General features: G+C 58.2%; 13 protein-coding genes. 6 read left to right on the plus strand and 7 right to left on the minus strand.

Annotated features, from left to right (window positions below):
- Positions 1 to 135: 135 nt before the first annotated feature.
- Positions 136 to 747: a hypothetical protein gene (locus tag PYTT_RS08685; RefSeq protein WP_067777737.1), complete on the plus strand. Its 612-nt coding sequence runs from the start codon at positions 136 to 138 to the stop codon at positions 745 to 747.
- On the plus strand, positions 744 to 2,630 hold the full coding sequence (gene lnt / locus PYTT_RS08690; protein ID WP_067777738.1) for an apolipoprotein N-acyltransferase: 1,887 nt from the start codon (positions 744 to 746) through the stop codon (positions 2,628 to 2,630). The genes PYTT_RS08685 and lnt overlap by 4 nt, the downstream gene beginning before the upstream one ends.
- A 27-nt stretch (positions 2,631 to 2,657) precedes the next feature.
- Here the strand turns inward: lnt and PYTT_RS08695 are convergent, their stop codons facing one another.
- The gene (locus PYTT_RS08695) at positions 2,658 to 3,335 is read right to left on the minus strand and encodes a hypothetical protein (protein ID WP_067777739.1); all 678 of its coding nucleotides are present in this window, start codon (positions 3,333 to 3,335) and stop codon (positions 2,658 to 2,660) included.
- Between the two features lie 148 nt (positions 3,336 to 3,483).
- On the opposite strand from PYTT_RS08695, the gene PYTT_RS08700 reads away from it, so the two are divergent.
- Entirely contained in the window at positions 3,484 to 4,635 is a 1,152-nt protein-coding gene (locus PYTT_RS08700; RefSeq protein WP_067777740.1) for an acyltransferase, read from the plus strand.
- Between the two features lie 144 nt (positions 4,636 to 4,779).
- On the opposite strand, the gene aspS is transcribed toward PYTT_RS08700, so the two are convergent.
- Positions 4,780 to 6,594 (minus strand): aspartate--tRNA ligase, encoded by a 1,815-nt coding sequence (aspS, locus tag PYTT_RS08705; RefSeq protein WP_067777741.1) that lies wholly within the window; start codon positions 6,592 to 6,594, stop codon positions 4,780 to 4,782.
- A 13-nt stretch (positions 6,595 to 6,607) separates the two neighbouring features.
- Positions 6,608 to 7,894 (minus strand): histidine--tRNA ligase, encoded by a 1,287-nt coding sequence (gene hisS / locus PYTT_RS08710; protein WP_067777742.1) that lies wholly within the window; start codon positions 7,892 to 7,894, stop codon positions 6,608 to 6,610.
- Between the two features lie 448 nt (positions 7,895 to 8,342).
- On the opposite strand from hisS, the gene PYTT_RS08715 reads away from it, so the two are divergent.
- The gene (locus PYTT_RS08715) at positions 8,343 to 8,975 is read left to right on the plus strand and encodes a 3D domain-containing protein (RefSeq protein WP_067777743.1); all 633 of its coding nucleotides are present in this window, start codon (positions 8,343 to 8,345) and stop codon (positions 8,973 to 8,975) included.
- 299 nt (positions 8,976 to 9,274) lie between these two features.
- Here PYTT_RS08715 and PYTT_RS08720 read toward each other — a convergent pair whose 3' ends face one another.
- Positions 9,275 to 9,949 carry an FHA domain-containing protein gene (locus tag PYTT_RS08720; protein ID WP_067777744.1) on the minus strand — a complete coding sequence of 225 codons (675 nt, stop codon included), beginning with the start codon at positions 9,947 to 9,949 and terminating at the stop codon, positions 9,275 to 9,277.
- A gap of 114 nt (positions 9,950 to 10,063) precedes the next feature.
- On the opposite strand from PYTT_RS08720, the gene obgE reads away from it, so the two are divergent.
- Positions 10,064 to 11,113 (plus strand): GTPase ObgE, encoded by a 1,050-nt coding sequence (obgE, locus tag PYTT_RS08725; RefSeq protein WP_067777745.1) that lies wholly within the window; start codon positions 10,064 to 10,066, stop codon positions 11,111 to 11,113.
- 49 nt (positions 11,114 to 11,162) lie between these two features.
- Positions 11,163 to 12,323, plus strand: a complete 1,161-nt coding sequence (locus PYTT_RS08730; RefSeq protein ID WP_067777746.1) for a phosphotransferase enzyme family protein — start codon at positions 11,163 to 11,165, stop codon at positions 12,321 to 12,323.
- A 357-nt stretch (positions 12,324 to 12,680) separates the two neighbouring features.
- On the opposite strand, the gene PYTT_RS08735 is transcribed toward PYTT_RS08730, so the two are convergent.
- The 3 genes from PYTT_RS08735 to PYTT_RS08745 form a co-directional block, all read right to left on the minus strand.
- On the minus strand, positions 12,681 to 15,425 hold the full coding sequence (locus tag PYTT_RS08735; RefSeq protein ID WP_067777747.1) for an Amuc_1098 family type IV pilus outer membrane protein: 2,745 nt from the start codon (positions 15,423 to 15,425) through the stop codon (positions 12,681 to 12,683).
- A gap of 79 nt (positions 15,426 to 15,504) precedes the next feature.
- Entirely contained in the window at positions 15,505 to 16,593 is a 1,089-nt protein-coding gene (locus PYTT_RS08740; protein WP_067777748.1) for an Amuc_1099 family pilus-like system protein, read from the minus strand.
- A 20-nt stretch (positions 16,594 to 16,613) separates the two neighbouring features.
- Complete coding sequence (locus PYTT_RS08745; protein WP_067777749.1) at positions 16,614 to 17,630, minus strand: Amuc_1100 family pilus-like protein; 1,017 nt, start codon at positions 17,628 to 17,630, stop codon at positions 16,614 to 16,616.
- Between the last annotated feature and the right edge of the window lie 5 nt (positions 17,631 to 17,635).

Raw genomic sequence — 17,635 nt, forward strand, 5'->3', positions numbered from 1 at the left:
GCCCGAATGCAATCCTTTTTTTATTGCATCGTACGGCTTTTCGGGAGAAAATAACCGCGCGGAAAGCAGGTTTCCGCCATTATCATGAGTGCCCAAGAGATTGAACCATCTAGTAATTCCGGGAGTTTTTCCGCGATGTTTTCCCGTTTCCGTGCATGGGCCAAGGCTTTGTTTGCCCGCCTGAGTATGACGGAGAAGGTGATCGTGTCCGCACTGGTTGCGGGCGTGCTGTGCGTGCTGGTTGCATTCGGCTGCCAGATGAGCGGCTGGGCGACATCGGACGGGCGGCTGCTGAATGTGAGCATGCCTCTGAAAGGCGTTTTCGTGGAGGTGGACGAGGTGGAAACGGGCTGGGTGGATGCGAAGGATGACGAGGCCATGAGGCAGCGTACGCAGATGGACAGTTTCCCTCAGGTGAAGATTCGCCTGGGCAAGGCCGGGAGCGGCGAAGGCGAGCTGTTTGTCCGTTTCCTCAACGGCAATGGCGATTATGCGGGCGATACGGTGGCACTGCCGTTCAAGGACGGTGCGTTTCGCGGTTCGGAGTCGTTTTATTATGCGGCGTCCGGTGATCGGGCGACGGTGAAGTGCCTGGACGGTTTTCCCCGGAAGAATGATCTGGCCCATCAGGCGAATGCGCAGGACGAGCCTTTGTGGAGCGTGGAGATTTCCGAGAAGGAGCAGGGCAAGCCTGTGCGCAGCCTTGGCCGCGTGTCGATTGAACCGTACCGCTTTGCGAAGCCATGAGTACGGTGCCGGAGAGTCGCGGGGCGGAGTCCTGCGGCGTGCAGGAAGAGGGCAGGCGCATGGCCTGGTGGCTGGGGCTGCTGCTGTGTGCGGTCGGCGGGATGCTGACGGCGCTGGCGTTCGTGCCGTTCGATTTGAGTATGTGCGTATGGGTGGGGTTGATGCCGCTGGTATCCGTTCTGTGGATGGGCCGGAGGCGCAGCGGGTTCAAGGGTTTTCTGGGAGCGTTCGGTTACGGGTGGGTGTACGGCCTTTTCTATTTCGGGACTTCGTTCTGGTGGATCAATGAGGTGAGTACGCTGGGCTATGTGCCTTTCATGATGTATCTGGCGGTGTATCCGGCTTTGTGGGCCGGGCTGGCGGGTACGTGGCTGCGGCCCCGTTTCGAGCCTTTTCCCGAGGCGCGGGATTTGCCGCTTGAGCAGCGCAAGGCCCGGTGGTCCGCATGGAATGTGCGCGATATGGCGGTGACGCTGCGCGCTGTGCTCGGTTGTTCCGCCTTGTGGGTGGTGACGGAGTGGCTCCGTGGCTGGGTGATGACCGGGTTCGGCTGGAACGGACTGGGCGTGGCTCTGTATTCCGGGCTGTCGATGGCGCAGTGGGCGGAGTTCGTGGGGGTGACGGTGCTTTCCTTTATTCCGGTGATGGTGAATTTGTGGCTGTGGTGCGTTTGCCGCCGCGTGGGGGGGATGATGCTGAAGGTGGGGAAGCGGCCCATTCCATGGGATTTCTATGCGTTGTGCGTGGTGCTGATGATGCTGTTTCTTGGGGGGATGTTTTTTTCCCTCCAGTATGCGCCTGCCGATTTGTCGAAGAAGGACGGTGTTTCTCCACACCAGACGGGCGAGTTGCCCGTGATGGCGGTGCAGCGCAACCAGACACAGCGGGAGAAGGCGTTCACGCCTGCAAATGAGTTGTACGGCGATTTGCTGAGTGCTACTCGCGAGGGGATGGAGTCCGTGTACCGGGGGATGCTGAAGGCGACGGAGAAGGAGGGGCAGGTGCGCGTGCAGATGCCCGCATGGGTGATCTGGCCGGAGAGTTCGCTGGCGCGTTCCGTGTTGTTCGATGCGGAGACGGGCAATCTGCTGCCGGATGTGTTCAATCAGGCGTTGCTGTTCGGCAAGGGCGGTGTGCCTGCACTGCGGGAGGATTTCGGCGATTTCGTGTTGCTGACGGGGGGGGATCTCGCTTATTTCGATTGGCAGACGAGACTGCCTCAGAAGTCCTATAATGCGCTGGTGGCATTCGAGGAGGATTTTGACGGGATGAAGGATCGTCGCAAGCAGCATCTTGTGCCGTTCGGTGAATATATTCCCTGCCGGGATATTTTCCCGTGGCTGGAGGATGCGTTTACGCATTCGGCCGGGTTCCGCATGGGCAGTACGTTCGAGAAGGGCGATACGGTGGAACCTCTTCCGCTGCGCGGTGCGCTGCCCGGCAGCAAGGTGGGGGTGATTCCCGCCATTTGCTACGAAGATACGGTGGGCAGGCTGTTGCGCCGGTTCGTGCGTCCCGGGAATCAGGTGATCGTGAATGTGACGAACGACGGCTGGTTCAATCAGTCGTTTGCCAACGAGCAGCATGCCCGCAATGCGGCGTTCCGCTGTATTGAGCTGCGCCGCCCGATGGTGCGTGCATCGAATACGGGGATGACGGTGGCCTATGCTCCGAACGGTGCGATGCTTGACGAGCTGCGGGGAGAGGATGGTTCCCCCTTCGTGAAGGGATCTTTGTATGCGCGCCTTCCTCTGGATGAGAATGCGGGCTATACGCTGTATGCACTGGCGGGAGACTGGGCGGTGGCAGCCTGTGCCGTGCTGGTGCTGCTGTGCGGGTTTTTGCGGCTGGATGTGTCCGGCGGTAGTCGCAGGCGCGGCTGAGTTCTGTCATGGCGTAGAGATGGCTGTTCAGGAGAGTCTGTGCAATCGCATGATTTCGCCCGGTGTTATTGCCGTGTGTGGGTCGGCGCGTACGGTTTCGGCATAGGAGACTAGCCCTCGGATGGCGGGGTATTTGAGGTATTTGCGGCCGTAGTTGTAGCCGGGAGGATCAAGCTGGACGATTTCGGCGCAGTCCGCGACGATGTCCGCCAGATGGAGCAGGAGTTGGCTGACGGCGGCGGAGGGTTGGTCGAGTAGCCCTGCGGGAGCAAATTCGAGGTGGTGGGAGATGAGCATGAGCAGGGTGCTGGCGGTTTCCGATGCCGGGTGCCAGTCTCCTTCTTCGATGGCGGTGCCGCGGACTGCCTCTTTTTCCTGAAGAAGGAGGGCATGGGGAGTGTCAATGTAGTAGGCGAAGGCGTTCCAACCCATGAAGAGTATGTCTTCCTGATAGAAGAATTCGTTTTCGGCATACATGGCGACGGCTTCGGCGGCTGTTTTGCCGTAGAAGTGGAGCAGGGCATATTGTTCGTCGAGCTGCAGGCCTTCTGTCGGGCTGATGTCGTATTTGGAGGGGATGCCCGGCCGGCCGTGGTCGGGGATGGCTTCGAAGAGTTTGATGGTGAAAGCACTGTTGCAGACATCCTGTTTTTCGCGCAGATCTTCCAGCCGCTGCCGTATGGTTTCTTTCAGGTGTGGGGTCATGGTTTGAAGTTAGGTGGAACGGGCCGGGCCGTCAAGCATATTTCGAGGCCCGTTTGGCCGTCTGTTGATGTTTTCTGAAAGATTGCGCGAGGCCATGCAGTATATTCAGGCATGCCGCCCTCGCGCGGATGTACACGTTGTCCGTTTTATGAATACGAATCTACTCCCTCCCGATGGCAGGAACCATATTGCATGGGTCGATCTGCTGCGTATCGTCGCCTGTTTCCTTGTCGTGCTGGCGCATTGCTGCGACCCGTTCGTCGGCAATTTTTCCGATAAGACCGATTTCATGTCGGGTGCGCTGTGGGGGAGTTTCGTTCGTCCCTGTGTGCCTTTGTTCGCGATGATTTCCGGGGTACTGCTGTTTCCCGTGAAGATGGATATGCGGACGTTTTATGCGAGGAGGCTGAAAAGGGTGGTGATTCCTTTGGTGGTTTGGTCGCTGGCTCTGCCGCTGATGTATTACGCTTATTTCGCCACGGGGGTGCAGACGTCCAGCCCCAATATCGTGATGGATTCCTATACGTGGTCGGCCACGGCGGAGAAGCTGTATCTGTTCCTGTTCAATTTCAATTACGATACGACTCCCCTGTGGTACCTGTATATGCTGGTGGGCCTGTATTTGTTCATGCCGATCATGGGGGTCTGGCTGAATCAGGCGCCGAGGAAGGATGTGAAGCTTTTTCTGTGGATTTGGGGCGTGAGTATGGTGCTGCCTGTTGTGCAGGTTGCGGCTCCGTTCCTCGGATATGAGGGCAATTACGGGAGTATGGGGCTTCTGGGCGTGTGCCTGTGGAATCCTTACGGGATGTTGTACAATTTTGCCGGGTTCATGGGCTATATGGTGCTGGGCCATTATTTGGTGAAGTATCCTCTGGATTGGAGCTGGGCGAAGACGTGGGCCATTTCCCTGCTGTTGCTCGGGGTGGGCTATGCGGTGTCGTCAATCGGCTTTTTCGAGATGCAGAAGTATTTCCCGGGCGATTATGCGAATCTGGAGATTCCGTGGTATTTCTCGGGAATCAATGTGTTCATGATGACGTTCGCGATGTTTGCCCTGCTGAGCAAGGTGCGCGTGAAGGGCAGCCGCATGATGAGCCGGGTGGCGGAGCTGACGTTCGGCATTTACCTGTGCCATTTCGTGCTGGTGCAGTGTTCGTACGATTTCGTGAAGTATCTTGATCTTCCGGTTCCGGGCTATGTGCAGATTCCGGTGATTGCGGTGATTGCATTCCTGATTTCGCTGGCGCTGGTGTGGTTGCTGAGCCTGACGCGCCTGACGCGGAGGAGCATCATGTAAGAGTTTCGGTGTTTGTTTGAATGCAGGAGGCGCTTTCTTCGGAAGGCGCCTCTTTCATGTTGTGCCGAAGCCGGAAAAAGCAGGAACCGCAGCGGGAGATGCCCTGCTGCGGTTCCGTGAAGGATGCAAGTCCTGAGGTGGCGGTTATTTGGCCGCCTGCTGTTCCTGCAGTTTCTGCGGGAGTTTGACCTGGATGTGGATGTCGCGGAGCTGGTTCGGTTCTGCGGCAGCGGGGGATTCGCTCATGAGGTCGGCGCCGCGGTTGTTCTTCGGGAAGGCGATGACTTCGCGGATGGAGTCGGCTTCACAGATGAGCATGACGAGGCGGTCGAGGCCGAGGGCGAGGCCGCCGTGGGGCGGTGCGCCGAAGCTGAAGGCTTCGAGGATGTGGCCGAATTGTTCTTCGGCCTGTTCGTCGGAGATGCCGAGGGCGCGGAACATGGCGGCCTGAAGGTCGCGTTCGTGGATTCGGATGGAACCGCCGCCGAGTTCGGTGCCGTTGAGGATGACGTCGTAAGCCTGTGCGCAGAGGTCGGTGGAGAGTTCTCCGTTGCGGAGCTTGTCTTCGTCTTCCGGTACGGGGCGGGTGAAGGGATGGTGGATGGCGCAGTAGCGCTGTTCTTCTTCATCCCAGCCGAAGAGCGGGAAGCGGGTGACCCAGAAGAAGTCGAGGTCGTGGTTATCCTTGAGGAGTTCCTGGTAGGCGGCGCATTCGAGGCGGACGCGGCCGAGGATTTCGCAGGATTGTTCCCATGCTCCGGCAGCGAAGAGGACGAGGTCGCCCGTTTCGATGTTGAGCGTTTCGGTGAGGGCCTTGAGTTCTTCTTCACCGAGGAATTTGGTGATGGGGCTCTTCCAGCCGTCTTCACGCACCTTGATGTAGGCGAGGCCTTTGGCCCCGGCTTCCATGGCGGTTTTGGTGAGGGAGTCGATCTGGCCGACGGAGGCGTTGGCGAAGCCCTTGGCGTTGATGGCTTTGACGACTCCTCCGTTGGCGACGGTGGAGGCAAAGACTTTGAAGCCGCTGTTGGTGAAGATGGAGGAGACATCCGTGAGCTTCATGTCGAAGCGGCGTTCCGGCTTGTCGGAGCCGTACTGGTCCATGGCTTCCTTCCACGTCATGCGGGGGAAGGGGATCTGGATGTCGCGGCCTACGGCTTCCTTGTACACGCGCTGGAGGAGGTTTTCCACCCAGTTGTAGACGTCTTCAGGGGTGATGAAGGAGGCTTCGAGGTCGATCTGCGTGAATTCCGGCTGGCGGTCGGCGCGGAGGTCTTCGTCGCGGAAGCAGCGGGCGATCTGGAAGTAGCGTTCCATGCCGGCGACCATGAGGAGCTGCTTGTACTGCTGCGGAGCCTGCGGGAGGGCGTAGAATTTGCCGGGTGCGAGGCGGGAGGGTACGAGGAAGTCTCGCGCGCCTTCGGGTGTGGATTTGGAGAGGACGGGGGTTTCGATTTCGAGGAAGCCGTTTTCGTCCAGATAGTCGCGCGTGGTTTTGGTGACGCGGTGGCGGATCTGCATGTTGCGCGCCATGGTGGGGCGGCGCAGGTCGAGATAGCGGTACTTGAGGCGGATGTCTTCGTTCGAGACGTTGCGGTCAAGCTGGAAGGGAAGAACCTCGGCCTTGTTGATGAGGGTGAGGGAGTCGGCTTCCACTTCGATTTCTCCGGTGGCGAGGTCGGGGTTGGTGGCGTCCACCTCGGCGGTCTTGAGGCGTGCGACGACCTGTCCGGTGATCTGGATCACATCTTCGGAGCGGAGGGATTCGGCGCGCTTGGCAAGGTCGGCGTTATTTTCGGGATGGAAAACGATCTGGGTGATGCCGGAGCGGTCGCGGAGGTCGACAAAGATGACGCCGCCGTGGTCGCGAAGAGTGTCTACCCAGCCGATGAGCGTGACGGTTTTGTCGATGTCGGCGGGGCGGAGTTCGTTGCACGTATGGGTGCGATAGCTGTTCATGGCTTGTGTAGTGTTATTCGGAGATGGTTTCTTCTTCGGGGTCGTTGGCCAGTGCGGCGAAAAGTTCGTCGATGCCGACGGTGGCGGAGGTGCGGGCAGACAGGTTTTTGAGTTCGAGCTGCGGGTATTCCTCGCCGACGACGACGGCGTAGCGCGCACCCTGTTTTTCGGCGCGTTTGAGCTGGTTGCCCAGTTTGGCGGGCGAGAGGGCGAGGTCGACGCGGTAGCCCTGGTCGCGCAGGGCGGAGGCGAGGCCGAGCAGGGCTGGACGCTGGGCGGGATCGGCCAGTGCGAGGTAGATGTCGCAGGTGTTCGGCTGGAGCGCGGCGTCGCGGAGGGCTTTGGCATGCGGGCACTGCTCGATGAGGTGGGAGATGACGGCGTCGCCGAGGGCGAAGCCTGTGGCGGGCATGTCCGCCGCACCGTCGGAGAGGGCTTTGACGAGTGTGTTGTAGCGGCCTCCTCCGGCGATGGCGCGCAGGGAGCGGCCGCTGTCGAAGATTTCAAAGACGAGGCCGGTGTAGTACGCGAGGCCGCGGACGACGGAGAGGTCGAGTTTCACATATCCGGCGAGGCCGCGCGCATCCAGTTCGGCGAGCACTTCGCTGTAGCGGGGCGAGCAGTCGGCGGGCGGATTTTCGATGAAGGCGACGAGGTCTTCACGCCGCATGCCGAAGGCGTCGAGCTTGCGCTGGCATTCTTCCGGGCGGTCGCGTTCGAATTTGTCGACGATGGCGAGGAAGTCTCCCGTCCTGTCTTCGGGGATGCCGTGCTTGGCTGCGTAGCCGAGCCATACTTCGCGGTCGGAGAGGCGGACGATGAAGTCGCCTTCGCGGAAGCCGAGTTCGCGCATGCAGTCGATGGCGAGGGCGATGAGTTCGGCGTCGGCGCCCGCTTCGCTTTCGCCGAGGATGTCGGCGTTGAACTGGTAGAATTCACGCAGGCGGCCCTTCTGCGGCTTTTCGTAGCGGAAGCAGCTGCCGATCTCGAACCACTTGAGGGGCTTCGTGTATTCGCGCTGGTAGGCGGCGGCGATGCGGCCGAGGGAGGCCGTCAGTTCGGGGCGCACGGTGATGTCGCGCTCGCCTTGGTCCTTGAAGCGGAAGAGCTGGGTGGGAAGTTCGCCGCCGGATTTTTTCAGGTAAAGTTCCGTCGATTCGATGGTCGGGCCTTCCCATTCCACGAAACCGTATCGCCGGGCAACCCGTTTCCATGCATCGAAGAGGTAATTGCGGGCGGCGCATTCCTGGGGGGCAAAATCGCGGAATCCGGGGAGTGGTTGAAAGCGTGCGTCAGGCATATCGTGCTGGAGTTCTTCTTGGTGAGCAGGGAACGGGGGCGCGTGATTATACCCCTTTTCCCGTGCTTGGCAAGTGCCTTTTATCAAGATTGTGTGGCAGCCGCACGCGCGCGCGGGCTGGGCGGAAGGGAGCGGAAGGCGTTCAGGCTACGCTCGTCCTGCATTCTTTTCATGGGTTCGTCGTGCGTTTGGATGAAAACAGGGCCAAAATGACGGTTTTTCCGGGATTTTGCGGCATACAAGATCGTGTATCGTTTGCCCGAAATTCATACGATATCGTACGATGTCCGTAAAATCTGCGTTCTTCATGGCAAGGCTGCCGAGGGCCGGAATGCAAAATTAGGCTTGCAATTAGTTAACGAACCATATATAATTTCGTTGCCGTAGTGTGAATGCGAGCAAAAACCCTCTACCCTAGAGAGTACGAAACCCCATCTCTGATTCTTTCATGATTTCCATAAAAAAAGCAACGACGATCCTTGCGGCCTGTGCCTGCATGTTGGCAGGCGGATTTGAAGCGCAGGGAGCGTCTTCTTCGCAGGTGGTCAGCAGCGATTTTGTTTACCCTCTGGCTCCGTCCCCCTCGGCCAAGCCCGATCCCAAGCTTCCCAACCTCGGCCGCGATAAGCACGGTCTTCCTTTTTATCATCCCCAGCAGCGCACGCGAGTCGTCCGTACGACGGCTTACACGCATTCCGAATCCGACCATGTGAAATACGGTCCCCGCAATGCGATCGGCACTTCTCTGAAGTACACGAATCAGGTACGCAGCGCCGCCGCCGATTGGTCGGTGTATCCGCTCGGCACCAAATTCAGGGTCAAGGGCCAGCCCTACCTGTATGTGGTGGACGATTACGGCAGCGCGCTCGTGGGTACGGGTACGATCGATATTTACCAGCCCAGCCGCTCACTCATGCGTAAATGGGGCCGCCGCGTGGTAGAAATCACGGTAGTTCAGTGGGGCTCTTCCGAGTTGAGCATGCAAAAGCTCAGTGACCGGCGCAAGTTCCGCCATTGCGACCGCATGTTTGCGGCATTGCAGAAACAGCGCGGCAATGCAGCCTACGCCAAGGCAAAATAAGGCTTCTGCCGGATTCCGTTTTTCCTTTCCATGCTCCCTGTACAGGGAGCATTTTTTATGTCTCTTCAGCCGGGAAACGTATGAGAGGCACGCGGCAGGCAGCTGCACATCCTGATATTCGAAAGGCAGGAGGAAGGGTGTCGGAATGTGGAATCCCGCTGCGGAAATCGGGCTGCCCCGGGTGAGATTGCAACATGAGAGGAGGGGGAGAAGTTGTCGCGGACGGGCGATGCCGGAATACACCCTGCAACCGAAGAAGTGCAGGGCAATGGCATACTGCTTTTCGGCGGATTGTCCGATTACTTGTCGAGGCCGAATTGCTTGGCCGGGAGGAATTCTCCGGTCTGAACGGCGTGGTGCAGCGTCAGGCCCGCATAGAAGGCCAGCAGAGTCAGGATGATGACGTAGACGGTTTGCCCCGTGCTCCAATCGGCGAACATGCCCATGGATTTATTGGCTTTGGACTTTGCCCGGGGGTTCTTCCGTTTGGTTGGAAGCGGTTCGGACGGTTCTTCGTCATCTGTTGCGTCTTCTTCCGGCTGGTGTACCGCAGGAACGGGGGATGAATCGTTTTCGGGCATCTGCTCCTGCTCGTCATTCGGCTCGGTGTGAGGCCTCGTGTCCTGGGTATCGGAGACTTGGTCTTCGATGAACGATGCTTTCGGCACGTATTCGCCTCCGTCCGGAATGTAGATGAGGATGGCTTCTCCGAGGAGGTAGGGAATGCCGGGCTTCAGGGTGGCTTGAGCCACTTTCTGCCCGTCTGCAAGAACTCCGTTGGTGGAGTTCTCGTCGGTGAGGTAGTAGGCATCGCCTACTTTCTCGATGGAGCAATGAAGATTGGAGAGGGAAGGGATGGGCACGGGGTAGTTGCACGCACTGTTTCTGCCCACGGTGACGGTACGATGCTCCTCGGCGGGCAAGGTGAAAGTCTGGGGTTCGCCCCCGGGATAGGTGATGCGTATTTCTGCCATGTGTTGCAGTCTAATATGAGGGATTTTCCGGAGAAATCAATCAAAAAGCATCATAATGGCTGGAATTGTAAGGCTAGTCTTGTCAAAAGCCGCCTTTTCCTTTATCCTGAAGGCATGTTCGTTGACAATATACGCATCTTCGCAAAAGCGGGTAAAGGAGGAAACGGTCTCGCCAGTTTCAGGCGCGAGAAATTCGTTCCCAAAGGCGGGCCGGACGGCGGCGACGGCGGCGATGGCGGAAGCGTGATTCTGGAAGTGGATCCGCATACGAACGATCTTCGCGCCTTTTTCTACGATCCCAAGCTGATAGCTACGGACGGCGTGCCCGGCGGCCATGTGCGCCGCCATGGCAAGGATGGCAAAACCGTCGTCGGCAAGGTGCCTCCGGGTACGATCGTATACCGCAGCAATGCGGAGACGATGCAGGAAGCCACATGGCTGGAACGCGAAGGCGAAGGCATCGAGCTGGAGCAGATCGCCGACCTGACGGAGCTTGGCGAGCGGTTCGTGCTTTGCCAGGGTGGCGAAGGCGGCCGCGGCAACTGGCATTTCCGTTCGGCAACGAACCAGTCGCCGACGGAATTCGAATTCGGCACGGAAGCCGAGAGCGGAGTGTTCTTTCTGGAACTCCGCCGTATCGCTGATGCCGGGCTTGTCGGATATCCGAATGCAGGCAAGAGCACGCTGCTCGGCGATATTTCTTCCGCCAAGCCGAAGGTGGCGGATTATCCTTTCACGACGTTGCAGCCGATTGTCGGCGTTGTCGAGTTCGACGATTTCCGCCGCTGCGTGGTCGCGGATATTCCGGGCATCATTGAAGGAGCCCACCGGAACCGCGGGCTCGGCCATGAGTTCCTGCGCCACATCATGCGATGCAAGCTGCTGATTTTCGTGGTGGACATGTCCGGCCTGGAGCGCGATCCCATCGAGGATCTGCAGCAGTTGCGCACGGAAATCAAGCTGTACAGCGAAGAGCTGGCGCAGCGTCCGTGGCTGATTGTGGCGAACAAGATGGATCAGGAAGCGTCCGTGGAGAATTTCGAAAACTTCCGCCGCCGCTTCCCGAAACAGGAAATCATTTCCGTGTCCGCGCTGACAGGCGAAGGAATCGATACCCTGAAAGCCCGCCTTAACGAGCTGATCGGGTACCATTACGCCCGCTGACGCAAAGGCAGCCCATCGTTTTATCCACTCTCTCAGACGATTTGATTTTATGACTCCCTCCTCTTCTCCCACGCGGGTGCACACCGGCGATCTGGCCGAACGCATCGCAGCCATTGGCGATTGTTTCGCCATCGAAGGCGAATTCATTTATGGCGAAGAATTGCAGAGCGGGCATATCAATACGACGTACCGTGCCTGCTACCGTGCGGACGATCGGGAGGAGCGCTACATTCTCCAGCGTATCAATGAAAATGTCTTCAAGGATCCCGGTGCGGTGATGCGCAATGTGGAGAAGGTGACCCGGCATATCTGCTGGAAGGTGATGCGCCGCCGCAAGGGTGCGGCCGGGCAGACGCTGAGCCTGTATCCCGCCCGGGGAGGGCGCACGTACGTGACTCTCGAAGACGGCGGCGTGTGGCGCTGCTACAACAATATCGAGGGTACGCATACGTACGATGTGGTCGAGAACACGAGGCAGGCGTACCAGGCGGGCTATGCCTTCGGTTCCTTTCAGGAGTTGATCAGCGATATGAATCCCGACGATATCGTCGAGACGATTCCCAATTTCCACAATACGCGCAAGAGGTATGAAGCTTTGATGGAAGCGGTGGAGAAGGATTGCGCCGGGCGGCTCGAATCCTGCCGCTCCGAGCTGGAAACCGCGATGCAGTGGGAGCCCGATGTGGACAGACTGCTCGGCCTGCAGGCGACGGGGCTTCTGCCGACGCGAATCACGCACAACGATACGAAGATCAATAATGTGATGCTCGATGCCGAGACGGATGAAGCCGTCTGCGTGATCGATCTCGATACGGTGATGCCCGGGCTCGTGCTGTACGATTTCGGCGATATGGTGCGTACGGCGACCTGTACGGCCGAGGAGGACGAGGAGGATCTCGGGAAGGTGTGCATGCAGATGCCCCTGTTCGAGTCGCTTCTGGAGGGGTATCTGGATGCTGCCGGAGAGTTCCTGACAGCCGAGGAGATCGAGCAGCTGCCGTTTTCAGGGAAATTGATTACGATTGAGATCGGTATTCGCTTTCTGACGGATTATTTGAATGGCGATGTGTATTTCAAGACGCACAAGCCGCTGCATAACCTGATTCGCGCCCGGAACCAGTTCCGCCTTGCACAGAGTATTCAGGACAATCTGCCGCAGATGAACAAATACGTGCAGAAGCTGGCCTCTTCATATAAGAAGAAGAGGTAGGAGATACCCGGATATGCCCGGATATGCCCGTTTCGGGCAGGGCCTGCTGCTTGTGCGGCCGTATGGTTGTCCTCCGTGGCTGGATTGTGGCCCTTGGGGTGTATCGTCCTGCCTGCGGGAAAGTCTGTCGCTTGAGAAGGGCGTTGCACGTGGTGTGGATGGAGATTTGGCGGAGCTGATATGTACCCGGCAGATGCCGGCTGTACTGTGTGCTTGAGATTTGTCCATGCTTGGCTGTTCAAGTTGCGGGCGGCGGAACCTGTACCTGTGCGTGCCTGAGAGGGCTCAAAGAGAGAAAGAAAACAGGCGCAGGGATGAACCTGCGCCTGTGAAATGTTTGCTCGTAGTCAGTACCTCTTAGGGGCGAACCAGACCGTCATCCATCAGAGTGGGGGCGGAGCTGACGGAGGTAGCCGTTTCGATGGGAGGCAGCGGCGAGGAATTGCCGGCGCGCTGGGCACGGGCCGAGTTGCCGCTCGGATCCACCGTCTTGGCCGTCACGAAGATCATCAGATTCTTCTTGATGTGGCTGTCCACATTGCTGCGGAAGAAACGGCCCACGAGGGGAAGGTCGCCGAAGATAGGCACCTTGTCTTCGACCTTCTGCACGTTTTCGCTCAGCAAGCCACCGATGGCCAGAGTGTGGCCGTCCATGATGGAGGGATTGGTGTTGATGTAGCGGCGTGTGAAGATCGGCATTCCGATGCGGTTTTCCGACAGGGTGATGTTTTCGAAGTCGCCGTCGGCATTGGTGATGGCCGTGGTGATCGGGCTGCCGTAGTTGACGAAGCCTTCGAAGTCCACTACCTTGATTTCAAAGCGGTCGAATACGATGACGCCAGTGTCTTTCTTGATTTCGGCAATCTTGAAGCGAAGGACAACACCCACTTCTTCCGTGGCCCATTCGGACGGTGTAGCGCCAGTGGCTACGGGGGAGTTCATGGTAACGTTGTTGCCATTACCGCCCCAACCGCCGCCGTTGTTGTTGTTCTGCTGCTGGAGCTGGGGCGGATCGTAACGGCTCGGATAGATAAAGCGGCGGATCACTTCGATTTTGGCTGCGCCGCCGTCGTCATCCATGCCTTCAAGAGCCGTAGGCGTGAAGGAAAGGTCGCCGGGCTTGGCAAGGAGGCTCGGAGCGTTCATGACGTCCACGCCTTTCTTCTGGCTGAGGCCGCGCATGATGGCCTGGTAGGAACCTTCATTGAAGATGCCGGATACGGACATGATGCCGGGAGCAACCGAGGTGGAGGCTGAGGTGGAAGTGGAGCCGGATGCGAGCAGACGGTCGATGCTGCTGCTGCTTGTGGCGCCCGTACCCGAGCGGAGACCACCCGTCATCAAACCGTTGTTGATGGGTTGTGCCGTCGCAGCGCCAGTCAGGTTGCCGGAGCTGGTTCCCTTACCGATGGGCCATGTGCCAGTGCCGGTATAGTTGGGCGGTACGCCGACAAAGTCGCCGGCAGAACGGATCGGATTGGATCCGACGCCGCTGGTGCCGCCGATGTAGGTCGTGCCGCTGTTGTTGATCGAGAAGGGATTGACTACCCAGTCGAAGCTGAGTTCATCCGTGTTGGTTTGCTGGATTTCAACGAATTTGCCCGTGACTTCCACCATGAGGTCGGCATTGTTCAGGATGGCCTCTTCGATCATGTTGTCGACATTGTCGAGGTTTTCCTGCGTGTTGGTTACGATCAGCGTACCCGTGTTCTTGTTCCAGGAGGCGGATGCACCCTTCGGGAAGTTGATGCCGTTGGCCTGAAGTTTTTCCTTGGCATTGATGACCTTGGATGCGCTGGATGTCGAGGAGCCTGTGTCGAAGGGGCTGCCGCCATCTGCTTCTCCGGTAGCACCGTCGCCGCCGCCCAGACCAAGCCAGAAGTCGCGGTTGACGCCTGTGAATTTCTTGGTGACCAGCACATTGTTTTCACCACCCGGGGGGACGATGCGCACACCGATGGCGTCGATGCGGTATTTGCAGTTCGTCTTGCTGCAGATGAGGTCGAGAAGTTCCATGGCGCTGATGTTGCTGACTTTCAGCGCGTCGATATTGAGTTCTTCGGGGTTCTTGGCCGCCACAGGCGCTGGCGGCTCATCTTCGCCTCCGGTGGCGACGACGACAGGAGCGGCTGCTTCCGTGATGAAGTTGATGTCTTGACCGACCTTGCGTGCTTCACCGCGCAGGAAGTCAAGAGCTTCGCCGAGACGGGTATCTTCAAAGGAGACGTTGCTGATACGGAGGCCGCGAAGAGCTTCTTCGTTTTTCTGGACATTGATATCTACAGGGGCTCCGGGAGTCGGTGCAGCATATTCGGGCAGGTCCTGAGGAATGGTTTCCTGCCACAGGGCTTCGACATCGGCAAGAGCCTTGGAGCGATAGCTGTTGTGAGCCTGTTTGTAGTACATTTCACGGCGCTTGTTGACAGCTTCCTGACCCTGGCGGGCGGCCGTGTTGTACGGGTCGATCATGAGCACGCGGTTGAAGGTGTCGTATGCCTGGTTGAAGTTGCCGAGGTCATAGTAGCCGTAGGCAAGGACGAGAAGGCGGTTGACTTCTTCAACGTTTTTGACGTGTTCGGGTGTCAGCGCGGGATTGTTGCGAATCGGGTCGCGAAGGAAGGAGAGTTCCTGCTGAGCCCGTTTGTTGTTGGGCTGGTATTTCAGGACATCGAGAAGGAGTTGTTCGGCTTCGTCGTAGCGGCCTACTTTGGCATATTCGATGGCGACGGCGACGCTGGCGTCGCAGATGTTTACCAAGATGAATGCACGGCGTTCTGCGGTGGCGGGAGCATCGGGAAGGGTATCCCAGGCTTCGCGGAATTTGTCGAGCGCGTCCTTGTATTTGCCGTTTTTGTATGCCTGGCGTCCTTCTTCGAGGAGATCCATGGCGATTTTCGTCTGTTCGTTGCGACGAGCGGCTTCTCGCTGGATGGCTCCGGATTGTGTGCCATACACCGCGGAGGGGCCTACGAGGCTGGATCCTTCTGCAGTGGTGGTGCGGAGCTGGCCGGTGTCACCACCTTGCGCAATGGGACAAGTTGCCGCGATCGCCAGCAGCGCGACAATGGTGCGCTTCGAGTGATTGAGAGGTGCGTGGTTCATGGTAAAGTTCTATTTATGACAGAATTTTATGATATGTGAAGCCTAAAGTTTGGTTTCTGGTGATTTTTTGATGTTCCTTTTAATTTTGTTTGCCAACAGTGACAGGAGCTCCGTCGGGAAGAGGAATTACTGTGATAGTATCATCATCCTTGACGGATTCAAGCGAAAATTCATGGTCTTTGTCGCCCGGAAGTTTGAATGTGGCGCCTTCGCGCACATCAATGGTTTGTCCGGCTCCCGCACCTGCCGTGATTTTCAGCGTGGCGGTGCGGTTCTGGACGCTGTAGCCTTTCGCATTGGGCGTGCCGAAGAGGCGGTCGCCGTTGAGGGTGACGCCGGGACGGATGGCTACGGCTTTTTCTTTGCCGCCGCGCATGGTGTCTTCGACGATGGCTACCGTTTGTTTGTCGGCGGGGTCGTTCGGGTTGTAGTTGCGCTGTTCAAAGCCGGTCAGGACAAAGCGTTCCGGTTCTTCCGCGGGTCCGAATTTGCCGCCGACCTTGGCCTTGACTCTGTCGCGGTCGCGTCCGTCCACGTAGATTTTAAAGAGCCATTCGGCGTTTTTCGCGTTTTCGGGCGTTTCGATGGAGAGGTTGGAAGAGACGGTGACGATGTAGTCGAATTTCTGGATTTTGTCGACAAAGACTTTGTTGGCTCCTTCCTGTATCAGAAGGGGGTGGGACAGGGCATCCTTGGGGTTGGTTTTGGCGAGGTATTCTTCGCGGTTGGTGAAGCCGTCGCTGTCGTTGTCCTGATCCGGTGCGTCCGATATGCCGATGATGTCCTTGAGGCCGTTTTCGATGAACCAGGTGTTTTCGATGCCTTCGTGGATGTTCGGATTGTTTTTGTAGATGTCGACAAGGATGTTTTCGCCCTTTTCGGGATCGGCAACCTGCCACATTTCCGGGGAGAAGAAGAGATGGTATGTATGGGGGGCATTGTCACCTCCCATTTTGGGGCCGTGCATGTTGCGTGCTTCGGCAAGTTTGCCGAGCATGTCTTCTGCCTTGGAGAGTGCATCGACCGCAATTTCCTTTTTGTCGATGGCGGTTGCAACGGACGGAGTTTGGGTGCTGCTGTAGGTGTAATAGCCGAGAGCAATGCCAAGCACGCCGAGGATGCTGCCGACAGTGATAGCGATTTTACCTGTATTGGGATTGTCTGCCATGGTTGTAAGCGGGTTCGTGTTTATTTTTTGCTCTGCTTTTTGACGGGCGTGTTGAAGCGGACGAGTTCGCAGGCGATGTACACGCGGATGGTTTCATTGCCGAGGATTTGCTTGGCGACGGTTTGTGCGGCGGGGCGCACTTCTTCCGGAGCGGGGGCGGGTTCGGCTGCCGGGGTGCCGCCGAGGGGATCTCCGCCACCGAGGCCGTCATCAATAATATCCGATACTGCTGTGGCCGTTTCTTCCGGCTGCGGGGCGGCAGGTTTTTTGAAGGGGTCGAGCGGTACGGGCGTGGTGAGGTCGGATGCGATGCGCATGCCGGTGATGTAGTAGCAGTATTCCTTGTCCTGTGCGATGGATTCAAGGATGCTGCCGACGCTGCCCCGCTTGGCCTGGAAGCTGATTTCGAAGGGGAGGGTGTTCCAGTCGCCCGTGTTTTTCTTGGCGGCGGGTTTGGGTTTGCCCGTTTTGTCTGCCGGTTCGCTGACGGTGGGGCGGTAGACTTTGGTGATGGAGACGGCTCCGTTGGCGGCGACGGTGTTGACGAAGTGGTCGATGCCAGAGAGTTCGAAGCTCAGGTCGGGAGCGTCGCTTTCATTCGGCGTGACGGAACGGAAGGCAGAGAATCCGAGCCAGGAGGCTTCGGGTGTGAGTTTGATGTCTTTTTCCTTGCAGAGCTGTTCCAGTTTGTTGTGCAGGGTGTTGAGTTTGTCCTGCAGTTCCTTGCCGTTGATTGGGCGTCCATCGACCGTGGTTGCGGTTTCTACGGTTTGTCCGAAGCTGGCCGTCGAGGCGAGGATTTGTTCCTTGATGGCGGCTGCCCGGGTGGCGGCGGCGTTGACTTCCGGAAGGCTTTGTTCGTTGGACGGGAAGCGTTTGGCCCGGTCGCTGTCCAAGGTGCTCTGTCCCTCTTCAATGCTGGCGATGTTGTCCTGGCTGGCTGATCTGAAGCTGAAGCCGAGTGCGATGAGTCCGACGAAGGCAATCAGGAAGATGCCTGACATGACGACGACTCGTTTGTTTTCACTGATGTTCATGATTG

Source organism: Neoakkermansia glycaniphila, from assembly GCF_900097105.1.
Taxonomy (GTDB): Bacteria; Verrucomicrobiota; Verrucomicrobiia; order Verrucomicrobiales; family Akkermansiaceae; genus Akkermansia; species Akkermansia glycaniphila.